This is a genomic window from Xanthovirga aplysinae, from assembly GCF_009711365.1.
GTDB classification, from domain to species: domain Bacteria; phylum Bacteroidota; class Bacteroidia; order Cytophagales; family Cyclobacteriaceae; genus Xanthovirga; species Xanthovirga aplysinae.
On the sequence record NZ_SMMB01001220.1, the window covers coordinates 1 to 12430 of the forward strand.

Genomic DNA, 12430 nt, shown 5'->3' on the forward strand with positions numbered 1-12430 from the left:
TAATCTTTCCATAAATCTTAGATTTAAAATTCAACTAAAAGGTCTCACAGATTTTGCCTCCACAGGAAAAACAAAAGACAATGATTGAAATAAAATCTTTTACTTTTAATCCATTTATGGAGAATACCTATCTGCTCTTTGATGAAACCAAAGAATGTATAGTGGTAGACCCGGGTTGTTATGAAAATCATGAAAAACAGGAACTAACTGAATTCATCTCTAACAAAGAATTAAAAGTGGTTCAATTATTAAATACCCACTGTCATATTGATCATGTGTTAGGCAACCAATTTATTAAGGATACTTACGGTGTGGAATTGGCTATTCACCCTTCAGATACACCCACCCTAAAATCTGTAGAAGTTTATGCTCCTCAATATGGCTTTCCCAATTACCAAACGAACGTAGCTGAAAGCTTTCTTGAAGAAGGAAATAAGATCCGTTTTGGAAATTCAGAGTTGGAGATTCTATTTGTGCCCGGTCATGCTCCGGGTCATGTTGCCTTTTTTAACCAAAAACAACAGATGCTTGTAAGTGGAGATGTTCTATTCCAAAATAGTATTGGCAGAACTGATTTACCGGGTGGTGATTTTGATACTCTAATAAATAGTATACAACAAAAATTATTTCCTTTAGGAGATGAAATAACAGTATATGCTGGTCATGGTCCAACGACCACTATAGGTCATGAAAAACACCACAATCCATTTTGTGCTGTAAAATAAAAATATGGTCAATGGATTTATACCACCTGACCAAGTGGGGGAATAGCACTTAACAGTCAAACCCCAATCATTTGGCATATGGAATTTCCGTTTCCTAATCATCCATTTTTAATTACCATTTTAAATTTTTACTTATTTTGACCATAAAGAAACATATTCCAAATTTTATAACCTCACTTAACCTGCTTTGCGGATGCATAGGGGTGGTAGTTGTATTTAAGGGTTTTGATCTGCGCCACGCTACTTATTTAATCTGGATGGCTGCAATTTTTGACTTTTTGGATGGGTTAGTAGCCAGGGCCACTAAATCATTTTCAGCCATAGGTAAAGAATTAGATTCCTTAGCCGATATGGTAACATTTGGTGTTTTGCCTGCCGTTATTATGTTTACCCTGTTGGAAAGAGCCCAAACCCCTTCGTTGTTTCCTTATTTTGCTTTTTTATTGGCAGTATGTTCTGCCCTAAGATTGGCTAAATTTAATGTAGACGAACGCCAAAGCGAATCTTTTTATGGTTTACCTACACCAGCCAATGCCCTTTTCATTAGCGGGCTACCATTTCTAAGCTTAAACCATAGCCCTTTCCTTAAAGAATTTATCACCAACCCTTACAGCCTACTTTCCATCACCTTGGTTTTCAGCTATTTTATGGTAATGGATATGGAATTACTAGCACTAAAATTTAAAGATACCAGCTGGGCAAACAACAAAATGAAATATATCTTGGTAATCGCTTCAGTTTTCCTGTTTATTGTGCTTAAATTTGAAGCGATTCCATTGGTAATACTTTTGTACATACTATTATCTATTGTTGACAAATATCTTTTAAAATGAAATTCAGAGCAGAAATTGACATCATGCCATTAAAGGAAATACTTGATCCTCAAGGAAAAGCAGTAAAACTAGGATTGGTAAACCTAGGACTAAACCAGGTAGAAGATGTCAGAATCGGGAAACACATTAGCCTGGAACTGGAAGCTACCGATCAGGAAGAAGCAGAAGGAAAGGTGGAAACTGCTTGTAAAAAACTATTGGCCAATCTTATAATGGAAGGTTATACCTATAAGGTTACAGCACTTTGATGACTTTTTTCTTTAATTAAAAAATAAATCAAAAAAGGGGAGCAATAATTCGCTCCTCTTTTTTTTAATCCCGCTTTTAAGTAAATTAGACTTTTAGTTTTATTTCCATTATTAGGAGTCTTTTTGCTAAATAATCAAAAAACACCTTATTAGTTTCTACCCATGCCTTCCTATGATAGCCGGGATTTTCCACCTTTTGTTCTTGCACTTTTAGTGCTATTCGTCTATTTAACTTTTTCCTTTTCTGCAAAAGCCCAAGTAGTAAAAAGTTCTGTCCTTGCCAATGGGGACTGGTACAAAATTGCTGTCACCGAAAATGGCATTTACCAAATTGATTATGAATTCTTAAAATCAATGGGGATAAATGTAGATAAAGTTGATCCCAAAAAGATTAGTCTCTGGGGAAATGGTGGAAAAATGCTTCCCCAAAGAAATGATGTTGAACGCCCACAAGACCTATTGCAAAATGCCATTTTTTTGGAGGGAGAAGAAAATGGGAAATTTGACAATCAGGATTACCTTTTATTTTTTGGACAAGGACCGGATACCTATACTTTTGACCCAGAAGAAAACCAATTCTCCTTTCAGAAAAACATTTACAGTGACACCACTTTCTATTTTTTACATATAGGAAATGAAAATGGTTTACGTATACAAAAACAGGAAAATGCTGGAAATGATTTTCCAACTATTACTTCTTATGATGACTATATTTCGGACAAAAAGGAGAATATCAACTTTTTAAGGAGTTTAAGCGGAGGAGCAGGATCGGGACGAAAATGGTATAGCGAGGATTTTAGCAATGACCCTAATAAGATTTTCAATTTTAACGTAAGCGGAATATTATCCAATTCAAATCTCCAGTTATTTGTTTCCTTAGCAGCAAGAGCATATGATACCCCAGCGGCAATTGAACTAAGCCTTAATGGATACAATATGGAGGATATCGAAGTACCGGTTTTATCAAGTTATCGATATGCTTCAAAAGCAACCCAGTTAAAAAAATCCTTTAATATTGAGACAAATCAAATTAATATCAACGAAAATCAGCTTGATCTAAATATAAAACTCAACAGCAAAGGAGCAAGTAATACGGCTGTTTATCTTGATTATCTTTTTTTCCAATTCAAACGAAAAATACAACTATACGTAGATCAAACGATTTTTAGGTCTTTACAGCAAAACCAGAATCTTACTTCCACCTTTTTAATTGACAATGTAAATGCTAATAGCATGATTTGGGATATAAGTGACCCGGCAATACCCAAATTACAGGAATTCACTTTAAATGAGAGTCAGGGAAAATTTGGAACTTCAACAGAAGGATTTAAAGAGTTTATTGCTTTTAATCCGCAGAATTATAAGGTTCCCCTTTTTATTAAAAAAATAAGTAATCAAAACCTGCACGCCCAATCTCCACCTGACCTATTAATTGTAGTACATCCCCAATTCTGGTCGGAGGCAAAGCGATTAGCTAATTATCGGAGAAGCCATCAAGGCTTAAAGGTATTGATTGTTACTCCAGATCAGGTATACAATGAATTCTCATCTGGTTCCCAGGATATTACAGCCATAAGAGATTTTGTCAAATTTCTTTATGAGCAGGCCCCTGACACCGATGGGCTAAAATATTTATTACTTTTTGGGGATGCTTCTTATGATTTTAAAAATAGAATAGCTGAGTACTCTAATTTTGTTCCCACCTACGAATCCAGAGAATCCCTGCATCCTGTAAATTCCTACGCATCAGATGATTATTATGGATTTTTGGAAGCACATGAAGGCGAGTGGGTAGAAGAAAATTTGGGCCCGGAAGAAACACTGGATATAGGCATTGGTAGGTTTCCAATAAACACCCTTGAAGAAGCAAAATTAATGGTGGATAAAGTAATTGGCTATAGTTCCAATGAAAACAGCCTGGGGAAATGGAGAAACGATATTTATTTTGTGGCAGATGATGATGTTGAACACGGGAATAATATGTTTCAAGAAGATACAGAGTTCCTTACCAATATCATCGATACCAACTATCCCCAACTAAATGTTCATAAACTTTACCTGGATGCCTTTCCTCAGGTTTCTGGTCCTTCAGGCAGAACCTCTCCTGAATTAAATACTGCTTTAAATCAAGCAATTGAAAAGGGAGCCTTTATGGTCAATTACATTGGGCATGGGTCTGAAACTTTATGGTCAGATGAGAGAATACTGACCATTTCGATGATCATGGAATGGGAAAACATGATCCGTCTTCCAATTTTCGTCACAGCCACCTGTGAGTTTGGTCGTTATGATGATCCAGACCCTGCCAGAAAATCTGGCGCTGAGTTTTTATTAATGAACCCCAAAGGAGGAGCTGTTGCTACGGTTACTACTACTCGGCCAGTGGAGGCATTTTCAAATTTTCAATTAAGTACAGCCTTTTATTCAGCATTGGGTGAAGCCTTTAACCAAGGAAATATGCTTCTTGGGGATGTATTTCGAAAGGCAAAAAATAACAACCGCAATGATATTTCAAAACGAAGCTTTGCATTATTAGGAGATCCCTCTCTGCCTTTAGCTATTCCTTTTAACCAAATTAAATTAAAAACTATTAATAATTTTCCTATTGAAGAGGCCGATACTCTCAAGGCCCTAAAACAAGTCAGTATAAAGGGTGAGATTAACGATCAAAAAGGTAATAAATTAACTGATTTCCAGGGAATCCTTGATGCCTCAGTTTTTGACAAAAAAACCACATTATCTACTTTTGGTTTTGGCGATAATCCGGTGATGTACTATCAGGAACACAAAAATGCCCTTTTTCGTGGACAAGCAAGTATTCAGAATGGGGAATTTGAGTTTCAGTTTATTGTCCCCAAAAACATTGATTATCAATTAGGAAATGGGAAAATCAACCTCTATGCATCCCCAATTGAAGGGATAAATGATGCAGGAGGTGCTAATACAAGCATTTTGGTAGGTGGTAGTACAGATTCCCCGGCTGATAACACCCCTCCTGAGATGAGTATTTTCATGAATGACAGTTCCTTTGTAGAGGGGGCTATTACTGGACCTAATAGTTTATTGGTTGTTAAACTCTCTGATGAATCGGGCATAAACATCTCCTCAGCAGCTATTGGTCAAGACATTACAGCTACTCTTGATGGCACCCAAACTTTCATATTAAATGATTATTACCAAAGTGACATTGATACCTATAAAGAAGGTTGGGTACGCTACCCTTTAAATGGATTGGAAGAGGGGCATCATGAAATTAATGTAAAAGCCAGAGATATTCATGGAAATTCCACAGAGGGAAACATCGAATTTATTGTAGTAAAGGAAGGAGAATTGCTCATCAAAAATTTATACAATTTCCCAAATCCTTTTAGTAAAGAAACCAAATTTACCTTTGAACATAATATGGCAGGAAAAGACCTGAATGTGAAAATTGAAATCTTTGGGATGAATGGAACCAAAGTAACTTCAATTGAGCAAACGATATTCCAGAGCCCTGCTAATGTAAAAGAAATTAGTTGGAACGGACACAGACAATCTGGTGGGAAAGTCAACCGAGGAATTTACATCTATAAAATATCTGTGACAAACCTGGAAAACAACATAAAAAATCATGCATTCGGAAAACTGGTATTAATAAATTAGTATATTTACCTTAAAACAAACTATACTATGAATAAATCCGCTAAATATTTTTTCACCCTTAGTATTCTTTTTTTCTCCATAAATTTTGCTAGGGCCCAAAATCCTGACCCAATTAATCCCTCCGAAACTGCTGGGCAATATGGTGATCGGATTGTATCTACTGCAGTTCCTTTTTTGACAATTTCACCAACAGCAAGAGCTGCGGGAATGGGAGATGTTGGAGTGGCCACTTCAGCAGATGAAGCGTCCGCCCATTTCAATCCTGCGAAATATGCCTTTATTAAAAACCAGATAGGAGCTGCCGTATCTTATACTCCATGGTTAACGAGTTTGGGTATTAACGATATGGCATTATACTATTTATCAGGTTATAAAAGACTTGATAATGAACAAACCATTGCCTTTTCACTTAGGTATTTTAATTTAGGAGATATCCAATTCACAGATGATCAAGGAAACTTCCTAGATACCTATATGCCTAGGGAATTTGCTTTTGATGGGACTTATGCAAGAAAGCTTAGTGAAAGACTTAGTCTGGGGGTAAGCACAAGGTTCATCTATTCCAGCCTGTCTAGTGACATTTCTAGTGGCAACCCTAATACTAAAACAGGCATTACTGCAGCCGCAGATATTGGAGCTTATTATATAACTAATATTTCTGTAGGAAATGTACCCGCTGAATTATCCTTTGGTGGAGCAATTACCAATATAGGCGCAAAAATCACTTATTCGGATTCTGAAAGAAAAGATTTCATTCCTACCAACTTGAAACTTGGAACCGCTTATACTGCTCTACTTGATGATTTCAATAAATTAACCATTTCCATTGATGCAAATAAATTGTTAGTTCCTACTCCACCAATTTACGACATTGATACTGGAGAAATTGAAGAAGGAAAAGACCCTAACCGTCCATTACTTAGCGGAATATTTGGTTCCTTTGGAGATGCCCCAGGTGGTTTTGCAGAAGAAATGCAAGAAATAACTTTAGCAGGTGGAATAGAATATTGGTACAATGAATTGTTTTCTGCTAGAGCAGGTTATTTCTGGGAAAATGCCCAAAAAGGAAATAGAAAATATTTCACTTTAGGAATCGGCTTAAAATATCAAGTATTTGGTTTAGATGTAGCTTACTTGATTCCTCAGGAACAGGGAAACCCACTGGCAGAAACCTTACGCTTCACCCTTGGTTTTAACCTGGATAACCTAAAAAGTTCTGAAACTTCGGTAACAGACTAATTTAAAAGACCAAATTAAAAGCTCTTCTAAAAAGATGTGTTTAAATGGTTTCCATAACCTTTTTAAACACATCTTTTTTTATTTTTGCTATTATTTTCTTCAAACTCATTTCCCAAAATAGTCAAAGAAATGTTAAATAGAACAAAGGCTCCAGAAAAGCAGACTATAAAAGATATTAAACTGAAAGAAGTCAAAACTTCCTACCTCAGCAATGGAATTCCTTTACATTATTTAAATGCAGGAGATCAAAGCGTAGTCCGACTAGAAATAGCTTTTTCAGCCGGCAGTTGGCGAGAAGACAAGAATGGCATCTCTTATTTTGCAACAAATATGTTAAATGAGGGTACCAAAAAATATTCAGCGGAAGAAATTGCAAATTACATTGATCAATATGGAGCTTTTATCGATTTTGAACCTGGCATTGACTATACTTTTATTACCCTTTATTCTCTCAATAAATACCTGGAGAACCTCATACCCTTTCTCCAAGAACTTATCTCTGATTCCATTTTTCCGGAAGTAGAATTCAATTCCCTAAAAGAAATAAAAATACAAAACATCCGCATTAATCAGCAAAAAAACAATGTGGTAGCCACTCAAAGTTTTCGACAAACGCTTTTTGGTCCCGAACATCCTTATGGTAGAATTTTGGACGAAGAAGCGGCAGCCAAAATTGATAGGAATGATGCGATGAATTTTTATAAGGATTTTATGTCCAATAACTTTGAGCTAATCATTTCGGGAAATGTAACAAAGAAAGAAATTAATCTTATTGAGAAGGTTTTTGGACAAAAAACATTAAATCCAGTAAAACTAGGTTCCTTTCCAAGGATAATAAATACAAAAAAAGAACATCAACTGATTGAAAAAACAGAAAGTTTACAATCCTCCATTCGGGTAGGGAATCAATTGAACATATCTAAAGCTCACAAGGATTATGCTCCTTTAATGCTAGTAAATGAAATTTTAGGTGGTTATTTTGGCTCCCGATTGATGAGAAATATTCGAGAGGAAAAAGGTTATACATATGGGATACATTCAAATGTGGTCACTTTAAAGCATCAAGGATATTTCGTTATAGGAACAGATGTTAAAAAAGAATTTACTAAAAATACGATCAACGAAATATACAAGGAGATTGAAATACTGCAAACTGAACTTATAAAAGCCGAAGAACTAGAAACAGTCAAAAATTATATGTTAGGATCTTTTCTAGCCAGTATAAACACCCCTTTTGCTCTTACAGATAAATTCAAATCCATTTATTTTAATAACCTTAACTACGACTTTTATAAAAACTATATTCAATCTATTAAGGAAGTTGATGCGGAGACAATTCGTAGATTAGCCGGAAGATATTTGAATAAGGAAAGCATGTTGGAAGTGATTGTTGGAGGAATCTAAAAAACATTCAATAATTAGGCGTAAACTATTACAAAAAGACCATCCAAATAAATAGGAGTTATACACCTTAAATAATCATAGAACCTGAAATCAATAACATCCTTTTTCTAGGTCAAATTCTAAAAATAACATTCTTATTTGAGAGGATAATTGGAATAGGGATTATAAATTATAATCCCTATTACCTAATAAAAGGTAAAATTATATCCCTAGTTTACTTCCCCTACCATAAAGGTATAAGTTGAAACGATTGGTTTTCCCTCATTTGAAATCCCCTGAAGCTCTACAATATACTCTCCAACTTCATCTCCAGCATTGAATAACACCTGCGCTTTTCCTTCCGAATCAGTTGTTAACTCAGAGTTCCAATATCTTAAAGGCCCTAGATTAGGAATTTTATCGTTGGGATTTTCTTTTATCTCTTTAAAAGCATTTTCTTCTCTTCCCCCACTAAAGGAAAAACCGTCTATTTGTTTTATATAAGTTAGATCCTCATGACCAAAATTTCCACTTTTAGTTTTCACAGTTAGAATTCCATTTAAACCTGCTTGTCCATAAGAAGCTAAACTTTCGGATGAATTTAGCAATCTTACCTCTTCTATTTCTGCCGGATCCATTCCAGTAAAAAATTTAGGGTCAAAACTAGGCTTTCCATCAATAACAATTAATGGCTCCCCTTGAAATAAGATTTTATTATCCCAATCGTATAAATAAATCCTTCCCTGACCATTACTTTCTTTTTTAAATGATACACCCTCCAATATTTCAATTATTACCTCTCTCATGGTGTCAAAGGAAAAGTATTCATCCAAAACAAACTTTTTGTCGAAATCCTCTATAAATAAGTATTTTGGAGCAAGATTTTCACTATTATTATCTAACCCAAATGCCGTTTGCATCACTCTTCTTAATTTTGATTGGTTAATGTATTCTTCTATCTCTTTTGAGTAAGGTAGAGGTATATCATTTAAAAGCCCAGTAGAGGGAATTTTTTCATTTAAAGAAATCAATAAGTCCTTTTTATTGAGGTTGTCTTTTAATGGAAAAAAGAAGAGATTTTCTTTTCCTTGAAAATTAAATATAGGGAAGGAAAATTCACCTTCATTATCTGTAGAAAAATTATAGAGTTGAAAATTCCCCAAAATAGCCGCTGCAAACTCTTCCCCCTTAATTGGTCTCCCTGTTGATTTCTCTAAAACTTTTCCTTCCAAAGTGAGATAAGCCTGCCGCTTCCCAAAAGAAGGAGAAGGAATATTCTGATTTATTAATTTATCCACAGAAGTCTTTTCCCAAAGATGTACCAACATTTGAGGATCCAGATTACCAGAAACCTTGTTTTTATCTTTTAGAGATACTTTTGCTCTCTTTCCATTTTTTGATTGAAAAGCATTAAAAAGTAAAAAATCCTGAATATTAGAGACATCACCCCAAGGATTGTTTAACGATTGCTTCTTTCTAACTCTCAAGGATAAATTACCTTTTACAGGTATACCCTTAGCATCTTGAATCAATAGGCTTAATTTTATGTTCTCTCCCCTCCCATAAGTCGTTTTGTCTGTGGTCATACCAACACTGCCTCCCTTTGACTCAAGCAGTACTCCATTGGAAGCTTTTAAAATCCCCTTCAAATCAAAAATATCTATTTGGATAATTCCTTCAGGTAGGTCTTTGCTTGGAATCTTAAAAGAAAGGTTTCCCCCTAAAATGGTATTTACAGATTGGTGTAAAACTCCTTCTTTTGACCTGAGAACAAGAATAACTTTTTCTGGTCCTTGTTTATTGGAAGAAATTCTTAAAGCAATCTCATCATTAATTGAAGTAGATGTGTGTACAACTATTCCCTCTTTTACTATAGGAGGTAAGGGAAATTTTTCCACTCCTCCTTTAGGATTTGAAATAACTACATGATAATTTTTATTTTCTTGGGGTCTTAGAGCAAATTTTCCCTCACCAGGGGAGGTGATACTTAATCTACCTGAAAGTCTGCCTTCTTGATCTCTTATTTCTCCATTTATATTTACCCCCTTACCATTTTCATTATAAGCCTTAAAGGCCACAATAGATCGGATTCCTTCTACTAGTTGTCCCCCTACAGGATAAAATTCTAGAAAAATTTCTTCTTTATCAGTGGGAGGGGAATTTTCTGAAGTTCCTTTATTATCCAAGCTGTAAATTGGTACTTGCTGAGAAAAACCAGAGTTATTAAAATTTCTCATCCAGCTAGTAAACGCTCTAACGGTATAAACTCCTTCATTTAAATCTTCAGGCAAAAGAAATTTCCCATTAGCAACCCCTCCTTCAAGTTTAACCTTATGTGATAAAACTCTTTCTCCTTGGGGAGATAATATTTCAACATTTAATAAATTATCATATTGCAATAAAGCATGAGAAATACCATCTAAGAAAAAGGCTTTATATGACAATTGGTCCCCTGTAACAAAGTAGGGTTGATTTAACTCCAAATAAATTAATTCCGGCCTTGTGGAAAAAATGTATTCGTCAAAGGCTTTCTGAAAATCAATCCCATTTTCAGATTGTAAATTTCCTTGGGCAAAAACTCCTAGTTTAGCAGTTACTGCAACTAGAAAAAAAAGTATCTTAACTCCTATTTTATTCATATTCAAACTAAAAAGCTATTAATTAATTCCTAATAAAGCAGAAATATAACTAGTAAAAATTTTTCATTCATGTCAACTTGGAAGACCAATAGACTAAACAAAAATGTAAATAAATAAATAATTACCTACCTGAAAACTAATTCTTTTTTTTGGGTTACTCCAGAAACACCGAAATAACCTAATACCAGCTCACCTTCATTTTGTAAGCTTTTTATATTACTCTGAATTTGATTGGGAGTGGCGGTCAAAATCCCACCTGCAATTTGATTTTGTTTCTTTAGCTCTTTCAACTGCTCATGGACTTCAGTGCTAATTGACTGCACCTCGGCTATAAATTCAAAATTTTCTACTACTCCAATTGAATTGGGAAGAAAAACAACTTCAAAATCTACTAATTAATCACCTGTTAATTGCCCTGATTGAATTAAGGTAATATTACTGTACCTTCTTTCCTTATTCTTCCAATAAGTTGAATTAGCTGGACTCAATCCATTTAACATCCATTTGACTTGATAATAATTATTGGAGGATGTTTCTTCACCCAGTTTTAATGAAAACTTTTTTCCTTCCTGATCTACAAAAAATCCATTATCACTAAACATTTCCTTTTTTGCAAAATGATCTACTTTTATCCTCAAAAGATCCATAGATGGTTCTAACTTTTGAGGAAGAGAGCTGTATTTCCTTCCATCGGCTAGTTTAATATTCAAAGTATAGGTTCTCCCTATCTTACCTCTAAAATCCTTTGGAGTAGCATAATAATTTGTTTTATAGGGCTCTAAGAGGATCCGATTTCCTAAATCATCTTCTAAGTGAATTTTCGCTGATAATTTGTAAGACTTTGAGACAATTCCATCATCATATTGTAAAGGCCTACTTAATTCAATTATGTGAGGCCCCGGGAGATTAGTAATACCTCCATTTACCACCAAATAAGAGGTGGGCTCCTCTGGGGAAAGCTCCATTGGACTAATACATTGACCCACACACCCTAGTATAGCAATATGAATGATTATTAGTAAATATTTCCTATTAATAAAAATCATCATTAAAAACCTCACTTTATGAATTAAGAACCCGAAAAGCAATATCATACTCCTTCAAATATTCCTCGGTTAAGCTTCCCCCCCAAACACTCCCCATACTTCTACTGAGAGGTTTTTACTAATATTTTCTTCCTATTAACAAATTCTTTTATCTCCGATACAGCTGAAACACCGAAGTAGCCTAGTACCAACTCATTCTCGTCCCTTATGTTACGAACATTTCCCCGAAGTTGGACTGGAGTGCTTGTCATAACTCCCCCTGTAAATTCATTTTGTTGTTTTAGTTGCTCCAAAAGGTCAAAATTTTCCTTACTTAAGGAATGAACTTCCCCAATAAATTCAAAACTTTCAAAGAATTCAGGCTTATTTTCATCCTCCCCTTCTTCCAACACAACTATGGGCACAGGAATAAAAGCAATTTCATTGGCTTGTAATTCTTCTTCGGTCAAGTTATTTATATCCAATAAATTAATATACCGATTTGTCACTTCATAATCCTTCCAGTAGTAAGGCTCATCAACATGATCTATACCATTCAATCTCCATTTGATTTGAAAATAGTTCGTAGGAGCAGAAGCCCCCTTAAGGCTTATAGTAAAACTCGTCCCCGTTTCCTCGTAAAAAATTCCATGTTCACTATAAAGCTCTCTTTTATCATAAATCACCACTTTCATA

The 12430-nt window shown here is 34.9% G+C and carries 8 protein-coding genes and 1 pseudogene; 6 read left to right on the plus strand and 3 right to left on the minus strand.

The genetic code is table 11. The features are described 5' to 3' along the window. The first annotated feature begins 80 nt into the window (after positions 1-80). The 6 genes from E1171_RS17490 (at position 81) to E1171_RS17515 (ending at position 8091) form a co-directional block, all read left to right on the plus strand. The gene (locus tag E1171_RS17490) at positions 81-725 is read left to right on the plus strand and encodes an MBL fold metallo-hydrolase (RefSeq protein WP_155207348.1); all 645 of its coding nucleotides are present in this window, start codon (positions 81-83) and stop codon (positions 723-725) included. 137 nt (positions 726-862) lie between these two features. Then, on the plus strand, positions 863-1558 hold the full coding sequence (gene pssA / locus E1171_RS17495; RefSeq protein ID WP_155207349.1) for a CDP-diacylglycerol--serine O-phosphatidyltransferase: 696 nt from the start codon (positions 863-865) through the stop codon (positions 1556-1558). Beyond that, positions 1555-1806, plus strand: coding sequence for a phosphoribosylformylglycinamidine synthase subunit PurS (gene purS / locus E1171_RS17500; RefSeq protein WP_155207350.1), 252 nt, complete (start codon positions 1555-1557; stop codon positions 1804-1806). Before pssA ends, purS begins: the two co-directional genes overlap by 4 nt. Positions 1807-1968: 162 nt before the next feature. Next, positions 1969-5448 (plus strand): type IX secretion system sortase PorU, encoded by a 3480-nt coding sequence (porU, locus tag E1171_RS17505; RefSeq protein ID WP_155207351.1) that lies wholly within the window; start codon positions 1969-1971, stop codon positions 5446-5448. Positions 5449-5475: 27 nt separating this feature from the next. Beyond that, entirely contained in the window at positions 5476-6687 is a 1212-nt protein-coding gene (gene porV, locus E1171_RS17510) for a type IX secretion system outer membrane channel protein PorV (protein ID WP_155207352.1), read from the plus strand. 129 nt (positions 6688-6816) lie between these two features. Next, complete coding sequence (locus E1171_RS17515) at positions 6817-8091, plus strand: M16 family metallopeptidase (protein ID WP_155207353.1); 1275 nt, start codon at positions 6817-6819, stop codon at positions 8089-8091. Positions 8092-8300: 209 nt separating this feature from the next. Here the strand turns inward: E1171_RS17515 and E1171_RS17520 are convergent, their stop codons facing one another. The 3 genes and pseudogenes from E1171_RS17520 to E1171_RS17535 form a co-directional block, all read right to left on the minus strand. Then, a complete protein-coding gene (locus tag E1171_RS17520) occupies positions 8301-10709 on the minus strand; it encodes a hypothetical protein (RefSeq protein WP_155207354.1) in 2409 nt (802 codons plus the stop codon). 125 nt (positions 10710-10834) lie between these two features. Continuing rightward, positions 10835-11803: pseudogene (locus E1171_RS17530) on the minus strand (DUF4249 domain-containing protein). Positions 11804-11856: 53 nt separating this feature from the next. After that, positions 11857-12430 (minus strand): DUF4249 family protein (locus E1171_RS17535; protein ID WP_155207357.1); only part of this gene is annotated, 574 nt, incomplete at its 5' end.